This is a genomic window from Enterococcus sp. ZJ1622 (assembly GCF_011038845.1).
Lineage (GTDB): Bacteria > Bacillota > Bacilli > Lactobacillales > Enterococcaceae > Enterococcus_B.
The window spans coordinates 55,876-78,696 of the sequence record NZ_JAAKDW010000003.1; the positions used below are offsets into that span (position 1 = coordinate 55,876).

Sequence of the window (22,821 nt, forward strand, 5' to 3'; positions counted from 1 at the left end):
AGTTTTTTTATAATTACATCATCAGCGTACAAGAAGCAGGGATGTTTCATGCAGGTTTATTATGGATCAGGAACCAACAGATGGAGGATTTTGCCAAATAATGCCCGATCTTCGGCTGTGATGTTGGAATCCGTGATGAGATAATCGGCAGATTCTAAAGGATAGAAGCCGTAGAAGTCTTTTTTATTCAGTTTATGGTGATCTGCGACAATGAATTTTTTTTCGGCGATATTCAATGCACATTTTTGTGTCAGTCCCTCATCTTCATTAGAAGTATAGACAGCTGAGTGGTCTAAGCCGTTGACACCGATAAAGCTTTTGGTCACATGGATACTAGAAATAAAATCATTTGCGATCGTGCCAACGAACGCGCCTGTTTTGCTTCGGTATGATCCGCCAATCAGAATCAGCTCAAATCTTGGGTCTTGTTTGAACTTATCAAAAACATGGATCGAATTCGTGATGATTTTTGCACGATTCACAGTTAAAAATTCATAGACTAATTCAATCGTCGTTCCAGCCCCTAAAAAAACAGTCTCGTCTTCCAAGATGTTCTCAGCGATCAATTTCGCGATTTCCATTTTTTCAGTCAGATGTATATGTTGTTTTTCTCTATGGCTTAATTCAGTCAGTATGCTGTTTTTATTATCTTCAATAATTCTTGCACCACCATGAACGCGAATGATCAGTCCTTGATCTTCTAAATCTTGAAAATCTCTTCGCACGGTCATGTCAGTTATGTTAAGTTCACGGACGATGTCTTTTACTTTTAGAAATTTATGTTGCTTCAATAAATCCAGCAAATATTTTTGACGTTCGTCTTTTATCATCTTTCTTGCTCCTCGTCCAAACAGTTCTTTTTTGTCCGAATTAAACATAGTATATTTTTTTATAAAAGTCAATTTTAAAGAGAATATTAGCTGTTGACAGGGCATGCTTCTTCTTTTATAGTATGTTTGAATCACACATAAATAAACAAAAACAAACAATGATGGTAGGAGGAAGAAAATGACCAAAGAAGAAGCAGCAATGATCGGTTTTGAAGTGGTGGCATTTGCAGGTGAAGCAAGATCTAAATTGATGGAGGCACTCAACGAAGCAGAACATGGAAGGTTTGAACGAACGGATCTGTTAGTGGAAGAAGCACATTCGAGTTTAATGAAAGCGCATAAATCCCAAACAGATATGTTGGCGGCAGAAGCAAGAGGAGAAAATATAGAGTTGGGATTTATCATGGTCCATGCGCAGGATCATTTAATGACTACTATGCTGTTGAAGGATACAATCAGGCATTTGATCAATATTTATAAAAAAGCGTAGAGGGGTACCCGTATGAAAACATTAATCCACCGAATCGAAAAAATGAAACCTTTCTTTGAAAAAATATCTAATAATCCTTACTTGAGAGCGATCAGAGATGGCTTCATCAGTCTTATCCCTGTGATTCTTTTTTCGAGTTTCTTCCTATTAGCAGCCTATGTGCCAAATGCTTTTGGTATTCATTGGAATCCGTCAGTTGAACTCATCTTGATGAAGGCATACGATAGCTCGATGGGGATCTTGGGGTTACTGATGGCAGCGACAGTGACTAAGAGTTTGACAGAAAACTTTAACAACAAATTGCCTAAAACAAATCAACAGCACTTCAACGATGATCGCCGCGTTTATCGGTTTTATGATCGTTGGCGTAGATGGGATCGAAGGCGGTTTTTCTTCCGGTTATATGGGAACGAAAGGATTATTGACTGCTTTTATCATTGGATTCATTGTCCCAACTATTTACCGGTTTTGCGTAAAGAAGAATCTCACCATAAAAATGCCTGAGGAAGTCCCGGGAAATATTTCACAGACATTTAAAGATCTTATCCCGATTACCTTAACCACCATCTTTTTCTGGCTATTCGATCTGGGGTTCAGATATCTGGCAGGAGGCGTGTTCTCAGAAAAAATCATTGAATGGTTCCAACCGATTTTCAGTGCGGCAGATGGATATTTAGGATTGGCATTGATTTTTGGTGCCATGGCATTTTTCTGGTTTGTCGGTATCCACGGCCCTTCCATTGTAGAGCCTGCAGTTGCAGCCATCTACATCACAAATGTTGAAATGAATTTTCAACTATATCAAAATGGGGAGCATGCACCAAGGATCCTCTCACAAGGGATACAATATTTTGTCGCAACATTAGGTGGTACTGGCGCCACCTTGATCCTCACTATGATGTTTGCCTTCTTAGCGAAATCGAAGCAGATGAAAACGATTGGCCGAGCTTCTGCTATCCCAGTTTTATTTGGTGTAAATGAGCCGATTTTATTCGGTGCTCCGGTTGTGTTGAACCCGATTTTCTTTATCCCGTTCGTCTTAGCACCGATCCTGAATGTTTGGATTTTTAAATTTTTCGTCGATGTCTTAGAAATGAATGGATTCATCTATAACCTACCTTGGACAACGCCGGGACCGATCGGCTTGATCTTAGGTACTGGATTTGCGGGTTTGTCTGTTTTGCTGGTACTCCTTTTGCTGCTTGTCGATTTCCTGGTTTATTTTCCATTTTTCAAGGCATATGACAATGAACTGGTGGCAAAAGAAAAGATGGGTGAGTCAGCCCCCGAAACAACCTTTGTGAACAGAAACCGTACAACTGACAAGGCAGTAGATGCAGCAAAGAAAGAAGGAGGTCAAAAGAGTGTTTTAGTCCTTTGTGCAAACGGAGCCACAAGCTCTATGCTGGCAAATGCAATAAAAAAGGGAGCGAAAGCTAGAGATATCGATATTGAATCCACAGCAATGGCTTACGGACAGCACAAAGACCTGATCGATGAATTTGATTTGATCGTTTTGGCTCCGCAAATGGCTTCCATGCTAAAAGAGCTGGAAGAAGATGTGAAAAATTATAAAACAAAAGCTGTTTCTACTAGTGGCGTAGAGTACGTGACTTTAGCAAAAGCGCCGGATCAAGCAGTAGATTTTGTTTTTGATAGTCTAAGGAGGTAGAGAATGAACAAATTTCCAGAACATTTTATTTTTGGTGCTGCGACAGCTGCTTTCCAAGCAGAAGGCGCATTATTGGAGGGGGATCGAGGAAAGAATTATTGGGATGATTATTTGCAAGAGCAAGGGATGTTCGATCCAAGTATGGCAAGCGATTTTTATCATAAATACCCAGAAGACCTAGAGTTGTGCCGAGAATTCGGTATCAATGGTCTTCGGATCTCCATTGCTTGGTCAAGGATCTTTCCTACTGGGAGCGGGGTTATCGATTCTGAAGGTGTCAAGTTTTATCACAAATTGATTGACGCGTGCATAGCGAATGGCGTGGAACCCTTTGTTACATTACACCACTTTGATACGCCGTTGTCCTTATTTGACAAAGGGGATTGGCTCTCTCAGGAAATGATCACTGCTTATGTGGCGTTTGCGGAGTTTTGTTTCAACGAGTATGGAGATAAGGTGAATTATTGGATCACGATCAACGAGCCATGGTCTGTGGTCGCGGGTCAGTACATCATTGGTCATTTTCCGCCGAACGAAAAATACGATCTCTTCAAAGCGATTCAATCCATGCATAATATGATGGTCGCACATGCACGAGTGGTCAAAAAGTATAAAGAGACAGATCAAACTGGGGAAATCGGGATCGTGCACATTTTGGAATCCAAGTATGCAATGACAAAAAGTCATGAAGATGAACAAGCTGCATTGAAAGAACATGTTCTAGCAAATCAGTTTTTATTAGACGCCACTTATAAAGGACACTATTCTGATGATACCTTAAACATTCTAACAGATATTCTTGTTGAGAATGAGGGAGAGCTGAATGCCACGCGTGAAGACTTTGAAGAATTAGCTTATGCGGCACAACAGATTGATTTTATCGGTGTCAACTATTACGCGAGTCATTTCATCCAAGCATATTCTGGCGAATCCACTATCTGCCACAATGGTACGGGAGAAAAAGGAAGCAGTGTTTTTGCCTTGAAAGGAGTCGGAGAGCGTGTGAACAACCCAGAGATCCCAACAACAGACTGGGACTGGCCGATTTATCCTCGGGGACTTGAGGACATGCTAGTTTTCATCAAGCAACGCTATCCGAATTATAAGAAACTCTATGTGACAGAAAATGGTTTGGGAGACAAAGATGTTTTATGTAATGGTCAAGTCGAGGATGATTCACGGATTGCGTATATTTTCGTTCATTTGAAAGCGATCCTGAATGCGATTGAACAAGGTGTGAATGTGGAGGGCTATTTTCTGTGGTCATTGATGGACGTGTTTTCATGGACGAATGGTTATACAAAACGCTACGGGTTATTCTATGTCGATTTCAATAATCAAAACAGATACGCGAAAAAAAGTGCTTTTTGGTACAAAAAAATCAGTGATAGGAAGTCGCTTGGAGGGTGAACAAAGACAAGATGAAAAAAATGCGTGTAGTGATTGGTTCAGATACTGAGGGCATGAGATTGAAGGAAGTGATCAAAAGAGAATTGCTTGAAAAAGGATTCGCAATAGTAGATAAAAGTGAAACGCCTTCGGAAGATTTTGTGGATGCGACTCTTTCAGTCGTCAATGATTTAAATGAAAACGAAGGAAGTTTGGGGATCGTAGTAGATGGTTACGGCGTGGGAAGTTTTATCACGGCTACAAAGGTCAAAGGGATGATCGCAGCTGCGGTTTCAGAGGAACGCAGTGCTTATATGACTAGAGAACATAACGATGCCCGTATGATCATTCTTGGCTCAAAAATCGTAGGAGAAGAGTTGGCCTTAAATATCGTGCGAGAATTTTTACAAGCGGACTATGAGGGCGGACGTCATCAAATCCGTGTCGATATGTTGAAAAAAATGGGGTAAGAAAGGGTGAGGAAATGAAAATCGCTATTGGCAGTGATCACATCGTCACAGATACCAAAATAATTATATCAGATTTTTTGAAATCCAAGGGGCATGAAGTGATAGATATGGGGACCTATGATTTTACACGGACACACTATCCGATTTATGGGAAAAAAGTGGGTGAGGCTGTAGTAAACGGCGAAGCGGATTTAGGCGTTTGTTTGTGTGGAACGGGTGTGGGCATCAGCAATGCTGTCAATAAAGTACCTGGTATACGCAGTGCATTGGTGCGTGATATGACAACGGCTATCTATGCGAAAGAACAATTGGATGCGAACGTGATCAGCTTTGGTGCACGAATCAATGGAGAGTTTTTGATCCGTGATATGCTAACTGCTTTCATACATGCAAAGTATCAGGAAACAGGAGAGAACAAGAAACTGCTCGCTAAAATCAAGAATATAGAAAAAGCAGCTGACGATCAATCAGACCCGCATTTTTTTGACGAATTTCTCATAAGATGGAACCGCGGCGAATACCAAGATGGCGAGGTTGACCAATGATTTTGACGATTACAATGAATCCTTCTATCGATATCTCTTATCAGGCGGCAGAATTCCACTTAAATACAGTCAATCGGGTGAGTAGTGTTCGAAAAACTGCAGGCGGGAAAGGATTGAACGTGACACGTGTATTGAAACAATTGGGTGTAGAAGCGATAGCTAGTGGAATCACTGGTGGAGTTTTAGGGACAGAAATCAAGAACATATTAGAACAAAATGGTATTATCCATGACTTCTTATCCATCAAAGGCGAAACAAGAAACTGCATCGCGATTTTACACGATGGTCAGCAGACAGAGATTTTAGAAAGCGGGCCAGTCATATCAGAAAAAGAAGCGGCAGATTTCAAGAAGCATCTTGAAAAATTAGTGCCAAAAGAAGATATGATCATTTTTTCGGGTAGCTTACCTGAAGGATTGCCAATTGATTTTTATAGCCAAATGCTACAGATATGCCAAAAAAAGCCAGTTGTTTTAGATTGCTCCGGTGAAGCGCTAGTAGAGGTACTTAAAGGAGAGACAAAACCATTTTTGATCAAACCTAATATGGAAGAATTCGCTGAGTTATCAGAACAGCCTGTCACTATGGATGTGAAGAAACTGAAAGCAGCTTTGTCAGACCAATTGTTTGCCGGTATTGACTGGATCGTGGTCTCAATGGGCAGTGAAGGGGCATTCGCTAAACATTTGGACCGGTTCTATCATGTGACGATCCCTGAGATCACTATCGCTAATCCCGTGGGTTCCGGTGATGCGATGTTAGCCGGTTTAGTGGCTGCAATCGAAAAGCAGATTCCAGACGATGAAGTGTTAGAACAAGGAAGTACTTTAGGAATGCTGAATGCAAAAGAAGAAACAACGGGCTATGTTGATCTAGCTGATTATCATACACTAGCTGAGCAGATCCAAATAGAAGAAGTTTAGGAGGATTATTGATTTGAACGAAGAAAAACGACGGTGCATCAAGCAATTATGCAATAGAGAAGGGATAATTGGCGCTTTAGCGATCGACCAACGTGGCGCATTGAAAAAAATGATCACCAGATTCAAAGGTAGTGAAGCAGAAGAATCAGAGATTGTAGAATTCAAGAAAATCGTTTCCTCTGAATTAACGGAGTATGCGTCATCCATTCTGCTAGATCCGGACTATGGACTACCCGCAGCTGATGTCAGAGCTGTGAACTCAGGGTTATTGTTAGCTTATGAGAAGACCGGCTATGATGTATCTGCTCCTGGACGTCTTCCAGATTTGTTATCTACTTGGTCAGTCAAGCGATTGAAGGAAGCTGGGGCGGATGCGTGTAAAACGCTGCTTTATTATGATATCGATGAATCTGATGAAATCAATCATCAAAAGCAAGCCTTTATCGAACGGATCGGTCTGGAGTGCCAAGCAGAGAATCTGCCGTTTTTTCTAGAATTACTTGCGTATGATGCAGCTATTTCTGAGCCGTCATCGCAAGAATATGCGCGCAAAAAACCACATAAAGTCATCGGAATGATGAAAGAATTTTCTAAATCGCGTTACGGGGTAGATGTATTAAAAGTGGAAGTTCCAGTCAACATGAAGCATGTCGAAGGCTATGCTATCGGTGAAGCTGTTTATACAAAAACAGAAGCAGCAGCTTTTTTCAAAGAACAAGCGGAAGCTACCCATCTACCTTACGTCTTTTTGAGCGCTGGTGTTTCTCCTGAATTGTTCCAAGATACCTTATATTTTGCAAAACATGCTGGTTCTACGTTCAATGGTGTTCTTTGCGGTCGCGCCACTTGGGGTGAGGGCATAAAAAGCTATATTTTAGGAGGAAAAACGGCGACGATCGAATGGATGAACACGAAAGGGCGTAAAAATATCGAAAATTTGAATGCGGTGCTAGCTGAAACCGCTACACCTATTGATTTTAACAGAAGCTGATTCATTTTATCGGCATCCCTCTAGTAGTAATGTAGCATTATCAAAACCAAAGAAACCACCTATTATATAAAAGGTTTCAACAAAAGCAGCAGAGCCATTTATCATGGATATGCTGCTTTTTTGCTGTGTAGCAAGGCATTGAATGTTTATTTGACCGATCGTTTCACGTCACATGGAGTACTAAATGCAAGCGTTTATACTTTTTTTATCCGATACGCACAAAAAATAATATAATATGCATTTTTTATTTACTTATAATAGCTATTGATTGCAGTTTAGGCAGTCAAGCCACATTTTGATAGATAGGAGTGAAGCTTACAACTTATGTTAGAGGCTATGGCAGTTGTATTTCTAGTTTGATCTACACCAAGCTGCAATAAAAAAGGAATCGAATCGATTATATGATTATTGAAAAAAGAAAGAGGAGTATCGATGATGAAAAAAGAAATCGCATTAATAACAACGATGTTATTCAGTATGGCAGCAAGTACGACTTTTGTATCTGCAGCTGACATATACCCAAAGGAATATAACACTGATGGAACGATTACATTTGAAGCAGGAGATGATGGAGTAACCCCTCCAGTTGATCCGGAGAATCCTGATCCCAACAATCCTGTCGATCCAGTAGATCCACCAGAACCTAGAACAGGAGGGGAATTATCGATCGATTATGGATCAAAATTCAAATTCGGGACTCAAAAAATTTCTACTGCGGATAAAACGTATTATGCAGCTGCTGATGAAATGAAAGATGGGTCTAAAAAACCGACATATGTCCAAGTGACAGACAAAAGAGGGACATTGTCTGGATGGAAATTAAGTGTTTCTCAGCCAGAGCAGTTCAAAACGGCCGGTGGAGACGAACTAATCGGCGCACAGCTGAAATTCACGAAAGGGCAGGCTGTTTCTCTGGTCGATCCTAAATATACGCCTGGAACGGTCAACTCTGAATTAACACTGACACCAGGAGGGAATAATACATTAGCGATCAATGCTAAATCGGGAACTGGTGTGGGGACTTGGGTCTATCGATTTGGCGCGATTGAAAATGAAAACCAAGATGCGGTACAGCTTTCAGTACCCGGTAAATCTGTCAAATTAGCACAGCAATACTCTACTAAATTAGTTTGGACATTAGAAGATACACCCAATAATTAGATTGTTTGAAAGTACTCAAAATATACATGAACTGACTCGGAAGTCTGGACAACGAATGTTAAAGGTCAGACTGAATTCATGTGGGATAGGAAGAGTTTATTTAGGAATTTAATGATCAGGAGGAAAAGATCTATTGAAAAAGAGAATGATCGCGCTCGTTTTAAGCAGTCTGTTAGCGGCTAATATCTTTCCGATTATAGGATATTCTGTAGAATCGAATCAGGTGGGAAATGAAAATAGAATCGTCGAAGAAAGCGAACCTGCTTCGACATCCGAGAGTTTGGCAGAATCCAGCCAGACACAAGGAATCAGTGAGGATCCAAGTGTTTCTAATAGCGAAGAGACCACTGGAAAAATAGAATCCGAGAGGTTAGTCAAGCAGACAGTGGGAGATGTACCGATCTATGCAGTGGGGTTGCCTGATGATCCTAATATTATTTCTATTGATAAAATTTTCCAGCAGCCTATAGGCACTAGCACGTCCATATTAGAAAACGGAAAGCTATTGCAGTTGAATCCAGCAGAGAGATCGCAAAGAGGCGCTATCTGGTCAAACAGGAAAATCAATTTACTCTCGGACTTTACATTCAAATGTTATCTATACTTGGGGGACCAGAAAGACAAAGCGGGAGATGGGATGACTTTTACATTGACCGGTGATTCTAGAATGGCTAGTCAACCTAGTCAAGTCATTGGATCACCAGGGATGGGGATCGGCTCGTATTCCACCCGATCCGGACAGCCTTACATCGCAAATGCGTTATCTATTGAGTTCGATACGTATAAAAATAGCGGTTCTTCTGATCGAATGGATCGAGAAATAAGTGCCGATAATAAAGGCTATGGGCATGTCGCCTTCGTCACGCCTAAACCAAATAACAATAATTATTCTGGAGAACACACTGGTGTAACAGTAGCACCTACATTTCTCTCTGACGGCACATGGCGAACGCTGATGATCCAATGGGATGCAGACCAAAAAAGTCTCACCTATGATTTGGAAGGTGTCGGCAGCTCTTCTCATACCGTGCCTGATCTTATCGGACAGTTCGGTTCGACAGAAGTAAATTGGGGGTTTACTTCTTCAACGGGTACTTTTTTTCAGGAGAATGCTATAGCTATGACGCAACTTCCATCGAATGTGACATCAATAGCTGATGTAAAAGTCAACGATAGTGATTATGGGGCCATCGCTGAAGTTGAAAGAAACGATAAGATAACAATCAGAAATACATTGAAGATCGCTGGGAATTTTATTGAAGATAAAAAACCGCAAACTAGTATAGAGCTTCCGAAAGAATTAACGATTCCTGAGCATATCTGGATCAACGGGAAGCAAGTCGACGCCAAAGATATCCTGATAACCGGAAATCGAGTCATGCTCAATCTGGCAGATTATTTTACTGCTGGAGATACGTTAGTGATCGAATTAGAAACCACTCTGCAGGAAGTGATTCCCGAAAAGGTACTCAAGATGCACTTTGAATATCTTGAGAAGGCAGAATTGGTCGATCAGTCGAACGAAATAAGTCTAACGATTGCAAAGCTGAAGGAAATCGATATCCACGTTTATTATAAAGAGAAAGACAGCCAAAAGGATCTTGCTGAAATGAAAACAGTTACTGGGAAAATAGGAGAGAATTACAAAGAAATCCCTATTGCTATCGAAGGATATGTTTTTGATTCGGATTCAGCGAACACAGAAGGCGTCTTTTCCGAGAACACAGAGGATATCTATTTTTATTACAGAAAGGGCAGGCTTTATCTCTCAACCGCTCCTCAGCATGTCGATTTTGGGAAACATAAAATATCCAGCAAACCATTAAGTGGATTCGGGCAGTTCTCAGGTGGATTGAAAGTGATGGACGAACGAGCTTCAGGAAGCTGGAAATTACAATTGAAGCAAGAGAAAGTTCTGACAAACGGAAGTTTTGAACTTCCGGAAGCTCTTTCGTTTGTTACTTCTGAAAATACAACGGTTATAGGGACATCCGCTGTTACGGTTTTCGAAAGTGATCAAAAGGGTGAAAGCGATCTGTCTGCTCTTTTAGATTCGACAGCCCAACATGGAATCAGGATCGATATCCCTGTAGAAGACCAAAGGATCGGGACTTTCGAGGGGAAACTATCCTGGATTCTTGCAGATGTCCCATAAAATAAATAGAAAGAGAAGATGATGGCAAAAGTATGGAGCAACAAGAAGACAACAAGCATGTTTTATCCATAGGCACATGCTTTTTGGCAGTCTTCTCTTACATAGGATGAAAGGAGCGAGTTTCTTGAGACCCAAACAGCAATTATTTATAACTTTTCTAGTTATTTTAGGAACACTTTTGAGCAATTTGCCCGTGACAGCTAGTGAATTCAATTTTTCGGTGACGCCAATCACTCCTGAAAATCAAATCGATAAGAGAAAAACGTATTTCGATCTTCAACTCGATCCAGATCAGGAAGCAGAATTAAAAGCAGAATTGAGAAATGATACGGAAAAAGAAGTGAAGATCGGTCTTTCAGTAAACAGTGCAACTACCAATTCAAATGTGATGGTGGAATACGGAAAGAACAAGATCGAAAAAGACGAGAGTCTACTCTTCGATCTTACAGATTATGTGGGCTATCCAAAGACAGTGACATTGGAACCTAAAAGTGTCCAAACTGTCGTTTTCCATGTCAAGATGCCCAATGATCGTTTCGATGGCGTAATGGCAGGCGGGATCACATTCCAGGAAATCCAGCCAGAAAAAGAACAGACAGAAAATAAGGACCAAAGCTTATCCATTGAGAATGAATACACCTATGTCGTTGCCTTGTTGATGCGACAGAGCTTGAACGAAGTGGCTCCAAACCTGGTTCTCCATGAAGTCAAACCCGATCAGATCAATGCAAGAAATGTTATTTTAGCGAATGTGCAAAATGATCAGAAAACCTATATCAATCAAGTAGTGATCGAAACAAAAATCACGAAAAAAGGTCAGTCTAAAGTTTTATATCAAGAGGAAAGAGAAGATTTACAGATTGCTCCAAACACAAATTTCTCTTTTCCGACTGCTTTGAACGGCGACCCGCTGACCCCAGGTGAATACCATCTCACAATGACTGTTTTAGGAAATGAAAACAAAAATGGAAAATTCTCAAGAAAAAAAGAAAATACCACTATCAACTATAGTGATCAATGGATATTTGAAAAAGATTTTACAATAGACGGAAAAATAGCCAAGGAATTGAATACGCAGGACGTTACGATCAAAGAAGATAATCGATGGATCTACCACTTAGTAGCTTCGCTTTTCGTATTGCTCATGTTATTACTCATTCTTTGGTTTATTTTGAAAAAGAAAGAAGATAAGAAAAGTTAAGAGAACGATCGGTACGTTTTCTTAACATGTGCATGTGAGACTTGAGCTCTTATCATCATAAAGTTAAATGCACTTGTCATGCTATACTCCTTATAATGGATGTAACAACAAGAAAGGTAAATAGCTTAGTCTCCAAGTGGTTTAGCGAAAAGATGGATTGATGCAGGATATATAAATAAAAGTGTTGGCAGTATGGATCCAGAACAAGAAAATTCATTTTATCTCCAGTAAGTTGGTGAATTAGTGGAAACAGCAATATACGCAGAAAAGAGCTGATGACTAATGAATTATGAGTTTTTTTTAAGCAAGGAAGATTACAGAAGCTATTCGTTACTTAAATATTTAGAGGCAAGCTCAAATTTATCAGAGTCAATATCGAACATCCAAGAGGAACTATCACTATCGACATTTCTCTTGAAGAAAACGATCGATAAGCTAAAACATGATTTACGAATGTTCGATCTAGAAAAAAATTTTCGGCTAACTGTCAGTGAAGTGGATATAAGGTTGGAAATCGACGGCAGATGTTCTAGTAGAGCCTTATTGTCTCGGTATATCACGGATTCTCTCTCGATGAAGATGGTGTTGGCTTTCTTTCAAGAAAAATATGTCTCGATAGAAAACTTTGCTGAACAGCATCACGTGAGTTATTCTGTCGCTTATAAAGTATTGCAGGGGCTAAAAAGGAATCTCAAGAAGTATCAGATTTTTTTTGAGAAGAGAAAGCTGACAGGAAACCCAAAAAATATCCGGCTTTTTTTGTATAATCTTTTCAATTCAACAGAGATAAGTTTTGAAGAAGTGTATGCGCTACCTATAATCATAAAAACAGAAAAGATGTTGAAACAGTTGAATCGGTTTTATGCTCTTTCTGCTTATGAAAAAAAGAAATTGTTCCACTTTTTAGCAATCAACCTCTTGGCTGAACAAGCAGATTCATTAGATATCGCTAGAAACCAGCTGTTATTTTTTTCAGATGTTGGATTCTATCATCTAAAAGGGACATTAGGGATAGAATCAGCTGTTTTTATCTATAAGACACTCTCTTGGCTTTATCTCCATGATAAGCTAGACCAAAGATACTTGAGAAAAAATGAAGATGAAACGATCGAACGCCTGAATGACCGGTTCATCGAACGTTTTGAAAAGCAGTTCAAAACGCTAGGGGAAGAGACGAGCCAGTTGATTCGAAGCGAGTTGACCAAAATACATTTTAAACTTCTGTATTATACCATTAACAAATCCGATGAATTCCCACTAGATGTTTCTTTTTTCAGACAAAACTATCCTGGATTTTATTTCTATCTGATAGAGTATATGAATGAGTTGATGACAGAGTGCAAAGAGCTGCTTCAAGATAAATTTTTTCTTTTTTTCAGCTATCTACTGTTATTGATCAATCACATACCTGTCCAACTGGTTTCTGAACCGGTAAAGATCACCATCGATTTTTCTTATGGTGCCGCCTATAACCAGTTTATCAAGAAAAATTTAAGTTTGTATATCAATCTGAATACTGAAGTGATAGAGGCAGGAAAAACTGATTTTCCAGATGTCATCATTACGAACAGGAACAATTTATACGAAGAAGGGGCGTCTCAAGTCGTTGTTTGGCTTGATCCGCCAAGAGCATTGGACTGGGGGAACCTTACGAAGATCTTGTTGACGATCCAAGAAGAAAAATACAGAGACAGCAAAAACGAAAATCAAGAAATCGATTTTTTTTGAATAATTCATCGGCAAACTCGAATAGCGAATTTATTGTAGAAAGTGTCATTGCTTTCTTGAAAAATAAAAAACTTGGTACAAAATTTCTGTACCAAGTTTTTTTGTTATATGAATTAAGCCATAAAGATGAATTTGTATAAGAATACTGCGACGATCCCGGCACAGATAGGCGCTACAACAGGCACCCATGCGTAACCCCATTGAGAAGAACCTTTATGTTTCAATGGAAGAAGTGCGTGTACAAGACGTGGTGCAAAGTCACGGGCTGGGTTCAGTCCAGGACCTGTAGGACCACCAAGTGAAGCAACTAATGTCCATACAAGGAAACCAAGTGCTAAGTGAGCTGTACCAAGATTATCTTGGAAGAATGGTGCTTTTGTAATACCTAGAGCACCGAAGAACAAGACGAATGAACCAAAGAATTCATTGACGAAACCATTGAATTTCGAACCAACACTGTTGATGGTTGAGAATGTACCTAACACGTGGTTAACGTCTTCTGTCTGGTCGTAGTAAGGTTTGTAACAAGCCACTACGATCAATTGTCCGATCACAGCCCCAACTAATTGTGCAGCAATGTAAGGCAAGACTTCTGCCCAAGGGAATAGACCGTTTGATGCAAGAGCGATCGTGAATGCTGGATTGATGTGGTTTCCGCTGATTCCGCCAAAGATCATTGCCGGGATCATTACCCCGCAGCCATATCCTACAGCGATCAGCATCCAGTCGCTGCCATAACCTTTTGTACCTTTCAAATCTACGTTTGCTACAGCGCCGTTACCTAAAACGATCAATAATGCTGTACCAATCATTTCCGCCGCAAGACGGGTCATAAGTGAATAATCCATATATACCTCCAAAAGTTATAAAAATGCAAAAAAAAGGAAACAACAACATGAAAGCAATGGGATGGTGTTCCTTGTCATTTTCCAGCAGTCGCAATAAGTGCTAGCACCACAGAATAGAAAATCCTGAGATAAAAAGAAATCCGACTGTCTTCCTACCTGACTTGAGATTTTTACACAACCCACCAAGCTTTAATTATAAATATACCAAAAAAAAAACAAGTTTTTTCTCAAATGTTGTCTCTTATAACCTGCACGTTTTGAAACTTTCTGAAAAAGTTTGTTAGTAAAATGAAAACTAGATGTAAGGAGTGTATTTTTAATGAAATTTTTTCAAGAATTTTTTATCATCATCTTTTTTTCCGTCTTGGGAGAAGGCATCCGAGTATTTGCCCATCTACCTATCCCAGGAAGTATCTTAGGGATACTCTTTTTGTTCCTAGCTTTTCAGATGCATCTTGTCGATCCAGAAAAAATCGGCGCTACTGGCGATTTTTTATTGAATAATCTGACGATCTTGTTCGTACCGGCAGGTGTAGGACTATTGGATTATTTTGATGATATTGCATCTATCTGGCCTATTTTGCTAGGTGCAGTTGTCATTTGCTCGATTGTGACCATGGCTGTTGCAGGAAAAACAGCTGAAGGGGTCGAAGCGATACTGCAACATTTCCGGATCAAACGAGAAGAAAAACTATCAGGAGCAGAAATGGAGGACAATCGAATTGAATGAATTTTTCAGTAATCCGTTGTTTGGATTGAGTTTGACGTTAGGGGTCTACGTCTTATCCGATAAATTCTTGCGTAAATACAAATTGCCAATCATCAATCCGTTAGTTTTATCGATCCTAGTGATCATTCTCTTTCTTCATTTTACAGGAATCAGTTATGAAGAGTACAATATCGGCGGGAATTTTTTGACAATGCTGATCACGCCGGCAACCGTAGCGTTAGCTATCCCGTTGTATAAGAACTTTTATTTACTGAAAAAACATTTCTTCCCTGTGATTGCGGCGATCTTGGCTGGAATTGCTGCGAATTGTTTTGTGAGTGTCGGAATCGGTTATTTCTTTGCTTTGAAAAAAGAAATGGTGATCTCCTTACTACCAAAATCTGTCACTACAGCTATTTCAGTCGATCTTTCTCATACGATGGGCGGTGTGAATGCCGTGACTTTAGCGATCGTCGTTTCGACTGGGATTTTCGGTTCACTGATCGCTACGCATATTTTCCGCTTATTTAAAATAAAAAGTCCTGTGGCTCGCGGGGTCGCTTTAGGCAGTACCTCTCATGCGATCGGTACAGCAAAAGCGATTGAGATCGGTGAAATCGAAGGGATCATTTCGGGACTTGCCATTTGTGTGAATGGGATCTTGACGGTCTTTTTGCTGCCATTTCTTTTTCAACCTTTTGCTGGCTTGTTTTAGTGCGAAAAGGCACAAATTGTGCTACAATAACCAAAACGTCCTAGCATAAAGGAGTGAGAGGCTTGTATTTGTCTTCTGAATATCTGAAGCAGTTTGATCGGGATCTGTACTATAAGATCCTTCTGCTGGAAAGCTTTGAGGACCAAACATGCCATACAGCAACACAATTAGCACAAATCGTTCAGTTAGATGCGCGAAGTGTGACGAAATATCTCAATGAATTAGCCAAAAGTTATCAGCGCTTTAGCGGAAAATCACATGCCTTGTTCAGTAAGAATCATCGGACAGGCTACCATTTTTCCAAAGCGCTAGATTCGATCGAGCATGAACGCTTTTTGATCTACCTCGTGCAAAGTACACTGAAGTTCCAGTTACTGCACGACATTTTTTTTGAAGAATTCCATACGATGTACCAGTTTGCACAAAAGCACTACATCAGCGAATCCACCGCCCATCGAAAAATCAATGAGTGGAAGCAGCAGGTGCAGCCTTACGGTATTCGTTTGGAGAGAGGTACATATGTTGCCGAAGGAGAAGAAGAAATCATCCGTCTTTATATCCACATGACCTTTTGGCAGTTGTTTCGCGGGAAGATATGGCCATTTGAAACGATCTCGCAGACGGATGTGAAGCGTATGGCGGAGCAGATCATGCTTTTTTTCAATGTGCGGCTGAATGAAATCAAAAAACGCCGTCTGGAATACATGCTAGGCGCTTTCTTTTTGAGAAAATCCCAAAAACATTACGTCACGCTGAACAAGAAAAAAAGAGAACTGATCGAAAACAATGAACTGTTCAAACGATTCTGTCGAATGATGGAACCGATTTTCCCCAATTATTTCCAAGTGGAAGCCGAACTAGGTGCGTTGTTCCTGATTCTAATGACGCGAGAGGAATATTATCACGATCCTAAGATCAGAGAGTTGATCTTTTCTTTTCATAAAAACATTTTATCACCACCTTTTGATGCGCTGTGTGAGGCGAAAAGAGCTTTAGTAAGTTATCAGAATGAGCAGAACTTGCCGGAAGAACCACTGTCCTTCGAAGCAGAGAACTATTTGTTCAGCAGTCACTTATTTGTCTATCTGTTCCCCGAGGCAAAGGAAACGATCGATGGGAACAGCAGTGATTTCATGAACCATCTAGTGATTGAGAATCAAGCACTCAAGCAGTGGCTGGACTTGTTTTTTACAGAAGAACAGAAAAAAGGCTTGAATCCAGCATTTAAAAACACTGCTTTTTTGATGGGAAGATATTTGACTGTTCTAAAGACAATGGGCGCTTTCACCTCTCAACTGCCGAAGATCACGATTCTGCTGATGACTGACTTCCCGTTATTCGAAGAATGTTTGTTAGAAGAAGGACTGAGGAATTTTTTCCGGAATGATTACCAGCTTGTTTTCCTTCCGACAGATTATCGCGGCAGAGAAGTCGACTTGCTGATCTCTACAAGCAAGGTGCATCGAAAGCCGTGGGCGGATCTTGATTATTTTATCGTGTCAGGAGAGTTGCAGCTGTCGGATTATATCCAATTGTTCCAGAAAATCAGATCGATCCAGCAAGCAAAAAGCAATGCACACTGATGAGGCAAGTTCATTTATAAAAGAGAGGAAGAAGAGAATGACTTTTGAAGAAATATTACCGGAATTGAAAAAAGGAGCAAAAATCATACGTAAAGGCTGGAGCGGATTTGAGCTTTATGTCGTATTGGTCTCGGGAGATGAGTTTGACGGCTGCCCAGTCACACCATACCTGCTGATCAAAACAAGTGATGAAGGATTCTCCAGCTTTGCGCCAACTGTATGTGATATTCTAGCAGATGATTGGGCAATCGTGGAATGAAAAACAGTTACCCGGACTTAGCGAAACAGACCGTTTTTGTGACCGGTGCTGCTTCTGGCATCGGTGCTGCCCAGGCTCAAGCTTTTCTTGAACAAGGCGCTCTTGTGTTTGGGATGGATCAAAAGGCAGGGAAGATGGACGATATGGCTCAAAAATTTTCGCAGTCATTTGCGTACCTAGTTGGAGATATTCGGGAAAAAAGTTTACTGGAACAAGCTGTATCCCAATGCCACTCTCGATTCGGTCCGATTACAGTCTTATTGAATACAGCCGGCATACTCGATGAATACAAACCTCTGATGGAAACAGAAGAAGACCTATGGGACCGTATTTATGAAACGAATGTCAAAAGTATGTATCGGTTAACGAAACTGATTCTCCCTAGCATGCTCCAGAAACAATCAGGCACGATCATCAATATGGCTTCGATTGCCGGGCTAGTGGCTGGTGGCGGAGGGATTGCTTATACTAGCATGAAGCATGCAATCATGGGCTTCACCAAACAGCTAGCGCTGGATTATGCAGATCAAGGGATCCGGGTAAAAGGGATCGCACCAGGCGCAATCCAGACCCCGATGAATGCCGCTGATTTTGCCGGAACAGGTGAAATGGCCACTTGGGTCGCTAATGAAACCCCAGTGAAACGCTGGGCACAACCGGAGGAAGTAGCGGAATTGACGCTGTTTCTGGCAACACCGCAAGCAAGTTATATCCAAGGAGCGATCGTACCGATAGACGGTGGCTGGATTTTAAAATAACCTTGCGTTTTTAAATAGCTTAGGTATGATTGAATTGAGGACTGAGACAAACTGTTGTCTGAGTCCTTTTTTGAAAGCAAAGATTTAGTGAGGCAACGTGTCTGCTTGGCATATAAAAGGAAACGGTACTGTCACAATCTTTTCATAAATAGTGTTCAAACAATTGACCTTCGATATTAGCTCAGAAAAATACAAAATATGAGGAGCTATTTTTTTCTGACCGTCCTTACTGCTTGATGCAGGACAGCTTTTTCACAACCTCGTACACGGTGTTCCAACTGCTGCTTCTCGGCAATAAGCTCACTGAACAAGAAAATATGAGGAGCTATTTTCTGTTCAGTGTTCTTATTGCTCAAAGCAAAACGCAGTTGTCACAACCTCTTTCTTTCACTGCGACACTTCAGCTGGAACGATTTCCCATCCTTTGGTCGCAGTTATCACCAAGATCACTCATCTTGCAAAGGAGAACTTCTAATGGAAAATAAGAAACAGCGTTCGGCTACTCGCTGGACAACAACAGAAATGACACGTATGGCACTTGTGACTGGACTTTATGTGGCAGTGACGTTTGCTTTGTCAGTCATCAGCTTCGGAGCGATCCAGATACGACTTTCGGAGATGTTCAATTATCTGTCGCTTTACAACAAAAGATATATTTTGGCTGTTACTTTGGGAGTGGCGCTAGCGAATTTGGCCTCGCCTCTTGGACTGATCGATGTAGCAGTCGGAAGTATCAGCACTTTTCTCGTTTTATCGGTGAATGCAGCAGTCACAAAGCGGGTCAAAAACATGAAATGGAAGATGGTCATTACGGCTTTGATCTTTTCTTTTTCCATGTTCACTGTAGCGGGACAATTGACGATCTTATATCAAGCGCCTTTTTTCTTTAATTGGGGGATCATTGCCTTAGGAGAATTGGCTTCGATGACTATCGGTGGTGTCTTGGTTTACTGGATCGGTAAAAAAATCGATTTGACGAAATAAGAGGTTGTGACAGAAGTGGGCAGCTTCAAGAAATAAGAAGGAATTTACGAAAATTGCTACTCAAATTTTTGTAAAATTTCGGCTTATTTCGAAGAAGCTACTTCTGGAACACCGTGTGTGAGGTTATGAGCCTGCCGTTTAACTCTGCGGCATAAGGAACAATTTCAAAAAACAGCTTCTCATGTTTGATGAATATTGAGACTTGTGCCCGAGGAGTTGGCAGTCGTACTATGTATATTGAAGATGTTCTTAAATACCTCAATACTGAATATTCTCAAAATATTAAGTTTATCAAAACATTACTTCCCTTTTCCGACTTGAAAAAGGAAATTGACAATAACAGTCCTGTTGTTATTGATCTTGAGAACCATACAAACACCGATGGAAAACACAATCATGCAATCACGATGATTGGATACACAATGACCGCTGATGGGGATACTTCAACATATCCTCCATATTACACCTATTGGAATCCTTGGTGGTCTGAAATATTTATGGTATCTAGTAAATCAGAAAAACTTGTCTTAGATAATTATGTCTTCAAACCCTATAGAACAACCTATAATTTTCATATCAAATTGTTCTATATTGACGAGCCTAATAATCTGACTATGGTATACTATTATAAAATAAAGAATGAGGAATACTTTAATGAGTCGATTAACAAAATTTCGTTTCAAATCTATCCTTATAATGAGTGTATTCATTGGATTAGCTTTGATAGTGAGTATAATCCAAGGGGTAACTTCATTCCTCCATTATCTAAAGGAAAATTCTTCTCCAAAAGCTATAGATCTTCTTTTGAAATTAATCAGCGAGTTCTGGTGGGAAGTCCTTTTTATTGGAATTTTTCTTTTTAGTATAAAAGTATTCTTTGATAAATTGGTTAACATCTATATGAAAAAAAAGAATTATTCTCTTGATATGCTGATTAATGAAGGGAATTTCAAAAAAAAAGATTTCAAATGCAAGGATAATGAGATTATCACAAGCTTTTATAAGCAAAGAAAAGTCCTCCAATTTTTGAAAAACGTGTAAAGAGATGTGAGAAAATTTCTCAATATATTTTTTGTAGGTCATGTATAAAAATAGAGGTTGTTCTTATTTGATGAAAATAAGATTATCAACCGTTATAGAATTAAATAAAAGAAGAGAGTGGGACAATAGTCAGAAAAAAATCTGATTATTGCCCCACTTTTTTTGATTTTAAAGTACACAAAAAGCATTCATCCCTATAAGATTAAAGTGACCAAACCCAATCAGAAAGGAAGCGAGTGCTTTATGTTAAAAATTATACCATCAACCAAACAACATTACCATTAGATATGGAACAATATATTCCTGAAACAGATGTCGCTTTTGCAGTCAACGCTTTTGTCGAAATAAAAGATAAAAGTGGATTTGTACGTGATTTCAAAAATTATGAATGTGAAAATTGTCGAGACTGTCCTGTTCGTAGTCAATGTACAAAAGCAAAAAGTGAGCGAAACCGACAAATTTTAGTGAATAATACATTGTGCTATTTCAAAGCAGAATGTAAAAAGAAGCTTTTAGAGGAAAAAACAGGTTCGATCTATTGGAAACGGAAAATCGATGTCGAACCAGTGTTTGGACATCTAAAGGCTCATTTGGCGTTCCAACGTTTCCACTTACGAGGGAAACAAGGAGCCAAGATTGACATTGGCTTGGCGCTCATGGCGTTAAATTTAAGAAAATTAGGAAAATACATGGAGAGGAAGAGACGTAAAGAAGAAAAAACAAGTCCAATTTTGAAATTAACCATCAAAATCGGACTTGTTTTCTTTTGGAGAAAGGACTATTGTCCCATTCTCTTTCCACGTTTTTTTATCAAACAGCAAGAAGGAACTTATCCAATCGTCGTTTCAGCAAAACGCCCATATATGCTGCGCCCACTGCTTTGATTATTCCCGGAAGTACAAAAGGAAGGAAGCCACTCGAAAAAGCGCTTGCTAAGGTAAGGCCACTACTGAATTGCAGCCAGAACATCCCGAAAATCAAAGTCGCGATGGCCCCAAGCAGATTGGCAAACAGAGCGGAGGAATAACTGGTACCGATTTTTTCGAGGAACCAGCCAGTAAGCCAAGCTTGGAAAGGAAAACCGATCAAGTAGCCGCCCGTTGGTCCAAATAAGACGCCTATTCCGCCAGACATGCCAGCAAATACAGGGAGACCAATCAAACCAAGCAGTAAGTAGAGCAAAACAGAAGTAGTCCCTAGCTTCTTTCCAAGAAAGGTTGCGGCTAGCCCAATGGCAAATGTTTGTCCAGTCAAAGGGATAAGACCTAAAGGAATCGTGAATTGGGAAAGGACAGAGATGATCGCAGCAAATTCTGCTGTCAAGATGAGTTCTTTTAATGTAAATTTCATAGAAGCCTCTTTTCGTTAACTTTTTATTTTTATTTGGTTAACGAAAGTATAAAACAGATTGATTTTCGTGTAAAGGGTTTTTTGGTAAAAAAAAGCCGCTGTCAAAAAGACAACGGACTTTTTCAGCCAAGCTTCTGAAATTATAGGCTTTGGTTGTAGTATTCAACGACAAGAGCTTCGTCGATTTCTGGATATAGTTCGTCACGTTCTGGTAAACGAGTCAATGAACCTTCCATTTTTTCAGTATCAAAGCTTACAAATGCTGGACGTCCAACAGTTGATTCTACAGCTTCTTTTACTGTAACGATGTTTTGTGATTTTTCACGAACTGAGATCACTTGACCAACTTCTACGTGGTATGAAGGGATATCAACGCGTTTGCCATCAACCATGATATGACCATGGTTAACTAATTGGCGTGCTTGACGGCGAGTAGTTGCAAGACCTAAACGGTAAACAACATTGTCTAAACGTTGTTCTAGTAAGATCATGAAGTTAACACCATGTTTACCTTCTTTGATTTTGCTAGCTTTTACGAACAAGTTACGGAATTGACGTTCGTTCATTCCGTACATGTGACGAAGTTTTTGTTTTTCAGTTAATTGCATGCCGTATTCTGATTGTTTGCCACGGCTGTTAGGTCCATGTTGACCTGGTGCGTAAGGGCGACGTGCTAATTCTTTTCCTGTGCCTGATAATGAAATACCTAGACGACGAGAAATTTTCCATGATGGTCCTGTATAACGAGACATTAAGATTTCCTCCAATAAATATAGTTTTTGGAGTAAAATAATCCGTTGAAAAATTCATAATCATATAGTTTGTTCTTCAATCTTCACCTTTGCAGCCGCGGTTACACAATTGAACCCGAAGCGGGGCAACAAACTAGGGATGAGTTATTATTTTTCTGCTGCATTATTTTACACAAACTACAGTATAGTTTACATCGATCGTGAATGTCAAGGTAATAAATCGTAAAAACGCTTTACAAACTGGTATTCTCTCTATAAAATAAGAAG

General features: G+C 39.9%; 21 protein-coding genes and 2 pseudogenes. 19 read left to right on the forward strand and 4 right to left on the reverse strand.

Annotated features, from left to right (window positions below):
• Window positions 1–59: 59 nt before the first annotated feature.
• Window positions 60–830: a DeoR/GlpR family DNA-binding transcription regulator gene (locus G7Y42_RS03560; RefSeq protein ID WP_165004044.1), complete on the reverse strand. Its 771-nt coding sequence runs from the start codon at window positions 828–830 to the stop codon at window positions 60–62.
• Between the two features lie 178 nt (window positions 831–1,008).
• Between G7Y42_RS03560 and G7Y42_RS03565 the strand changes: the two genes are divergently transcribed.
• From G7Y42_RS03565 to G7Y42_RS03615, 11 genes and pseudogenes are all read left to right on the forward strand, one after another.
• The gene (locus G7Y42_RS03565) at window positions 1,009–1,320 is read left to right on the forward strand and encodes a PTS lactose/cellobiose transporter subunit IIA (RefSeq protein WP_165004047.1); all 312 of its coding nucleotides are present in this window, start codon (window positions 1,009–1,011) and stop codon (window positions 1,318–1,320) included.
• 12 nt (window positions 1,321–1,332) lie between these two features.
• Window positions 1,333–2,992, forward strand: a pseudogene (locus tag G7Y42_RS03570) (PTS transporter subunit EIIC).
• A gap of 3 nt (window positions 2,993–2,995) precedes the next feature.
• A complete protein-coding gene (gene lacG / locus G7Y42_RS03575) occupies window positions 2,996–4,402 on the forward strand; it encodes a 6-phospho-beta-galactosidase (protein WP_165004049.1) in 1,407 nt (468 codons plus the stop codon).
• Between the two features lie 20 nt (window positions 4,403–4,422).
• Window positions 4,423–4,851 carry a galactose-6-phosphate isomerase subunit LacA gene (gene lacA, locus G7Y42_RS03580; protein WP_165004490.1) on the forward strand — a complete coding sequence of 143 codons (429 nt, stop codon included), beginning with the start codon at window positions 4,423–4,425 and terminating at the stop codon, window positions 4,849–4,851.
• A gap of 14 nt (window positions 4,852–4,865) precedes the next feature.
• A complete protein-coding gene (gene lacB, locus G7Y42_RS03585) occupies window positions 4,866–5,396 on the forward strand; it encodes a galactose-6-phosphate isomerase subunit LacB (protein ID WP_165004051.1) in 531 nt (176 codons plus the stop codon).
• The gene (gene lacC, locus G7Y42_RS03590; RefSeq protein WP_165004053.1) at window positions 5,393–6,319 is read left to right on the forward strand and encodes a tagatose-6-phosphate kinase; all 927 of its coding nucleotides are present in this window, start codon (window positions 5,393–5,395) and stop codon (window positions 6,317–6,319) included. Before lacB ends, lacC begins: the two co-directional genes overlap by 4 nt.
• Before the next feature lie 13 nt (window positions 6,320–6,332).
• On the forward strand, window positions 6,333–7,310 hold the full coding sequence (lacD, locus tag G7Y42_RS03595; RefSeq protein WP_165004056.1) for a tagatose-bisphosphate aldolase: 978 nt from the start codon (window positions 6,333–6,335) through the stop codon (window positions 7,308–7,310).
• 435 nt (window positions 7,311–7,745) lie between these two features.
• On the forward strand, window positions 7,746–8,471 hold the full coding sequence (locus tag G7Y42_RS03600) for a WxL domain-containing protein (RefSeq protein WP_241161907.1): 726 nt from the start codon (window positions 7,746–7,748) through the stop codon (window positions 8,469–8,471).
• A gap of 133 nt (window positions 8,472–8,604) precedes the next feature.
• The gene (locus tag G7Y42_RS03605) at window positions 8,605–10,626 is read left to right on the forward strand and encodes a MucBP domain-containing protein (RefSeq protein WP_241161901.1); all 2,022 of its coding nucleotides are present in this window, start codon (window positions 8,605–8,607) and stop codon (window positions 10,624–10,626) included.
• Between the two features lie 106 nt (window positions 10,627–10,732).
• Entirely contained in the window at window positions 10,733–11,827 is a 1,095-nt protein-coding gene (locus G7Y42_RS03610; protein WP_206215434.1) for a DUF916 and DUF3324 domain-containing protein, read from the forward strand.
• 453 nt (window positions 11,828–12,280) lie between these two features.
• Entirely contained in the window at window positions 12,281–13,555 is a 1,275-nt protein-coding gene (locus G7Y42_RS03615) for a helix-turn-helix domain-containing protein (RefSeq protein ID WP_346773680.1), read from the forward strand.
• Between the two features lie 113 nt (window positions 13,556–13,668).
• On the opposite strand, the gene G7Y42_RS03620 is transcribed toward G7Y42_RS03615, so the two are convergent.
• Window positions 13,669–14,403: an MIP/aquaporin family protein gene (locus G7Y42_RS03620; protein ID WP_165004066.1), complete on the reverse strand. Its 735-nt coding sequence runs from the start codon at window positions 14,401–14,403 to the stop codon at window positions 13,669–13,671.
• A gap of 319 nt (window positions 14,404–14,722) precedes the next feature.
• Between G7Y42_RS03620 and G7Y42_RS03625 the strand changes: the two genes are divergently transcribed.
• The 8 genes and pseudogenes from G7Y42_RS03625 to G7Y42_RS03660 form a co-directional block, all read left to right on the forward strand.
• Window positions 14,723–15,133: a CidA/LrgA family protein gene (locus G7Y42_RS03625; protein WP_165004069.1), complete on the forward strand. Its 411-nt coding sequence runs from the start codon at window positions 14,723–14,725 to the stop codon at window positions 15,131–15,133.
• Window positions 15,126–15,827 (forward strand): LrgB family protein, encoded by a 702-nt coding sequence (locus G7Y42_RS03630; protein ID WP_165004072.1) that lies wholly within the window; start codon window positions 15,126–15,128, stop codon window positions 15,825–15,827. The genes G7Y42_RS03625 and G7Y42_RS03630 overlap by 8 nt, the downstream gene beginning before the upstream one ends.
• Before the next feature lie 53 nt (window positions 15,828–15,880).
• Complete coding sequence (locus G7Y42_RS03635) at window positions 15,881–17,410, forward strand: helix-turn-helix domain-containing protein (protein ID WP_241161902.1); 1,530 nt, start codon at window positions 15,881–15,883, stop codon at window positions 17,408–17,410.
• A 37-nt stretch (window positions 17,411–17,447) separates the two neighbouring features.
• Window positions 17,448–17,669 carry a DUF2829 domain-containing protein gene (locus G7Y42_RS03640; RefSeq protein WP_165004078.1) on the forward strand — a complete coding sequence of 74 codons (222 nt, stop codon included), beginning with the start codon at window positions 17,448–17,450 and terminating at the stop codon, window positions 17,667–17,669.
• Complete coding sequence (locus G7Y42_RS03645) at window positions 17,666–18,427, forward strand: 3-oxoacyl-ACP reductase (RefSeq protein WP_165004081.1); 762 nt, start codon at window positions 17,666–17,668, stop codon at window positions 18,425–18,427. The genes G7Y42_RS03640 and G7Y42_RS03645 overlap by 4 nt, the downstream gene beginning before the upstream one ends.
• A gap of 474 nt (window positions 18,428–18,901) precedes the next feature.
• A complete protein-coding gene (locus G7Y42_RS03650; protein WP_165004084.1) occupies window positions 18,902–19,411 on the forward strand; it encodes a QueT transporter family protein in 510 nt (169 codons plus the stop codon).
• 230 nt (window positions 19,412–19,641) lie between these two features.
• Window positions 19,642–20,274 (forward strand): hypothetical protein, encoded by a 633-nt coding sequence (locus tag G7Y42_RS03655; RefSeq protein WP_165004088.1) that lies wholly within the window; start codon window positions 19,642–19,644, stop codon window positions 20,272–20,274.
• 525 nt (window positions 20,275–20,799) lie between these two features.
• Window positions 20,800–21,336, forward strand: a pseudogene (locus G7Y42_RS03660) (transposase); the annotation flags it as partial.
• On the opposite strand, the gene G7Y42_RS03665 reads toward G7Y42_RS03660, so the two are convergent.
• Complete coding sequence (locus G7Y42_RS03665; protein ID WP_165004092.1) at window positions 21,263–21,802, reverse strand: biotin transporter BioY; 540 nt, start codon at window positions 21,800–21,802, stop codon at window positions 21,263–21,265. The pseudogene G7Y42_RS03660 and the gene G7Y42_RS03665 sit on opposite strands and share 74 nt — an antisense overlap.
• A gap of 140 nt (window positions 21,803–21,942) precedes the next feature.
• Window positions 21,943–22,554 (reverse strand): 30S ribosomal protein S4, encoded by a 612-nt coding sequence (gene rpsD, locus G7Y42_RS03670; RefSeq protein WP_165004094.1) that lies wholly within the window; start codon window positions 22,552–22,554, stop codon window positions 21,943–21,945.
• Window positions 22,555–22,821 lie beyond the last annotated feature (267 nt).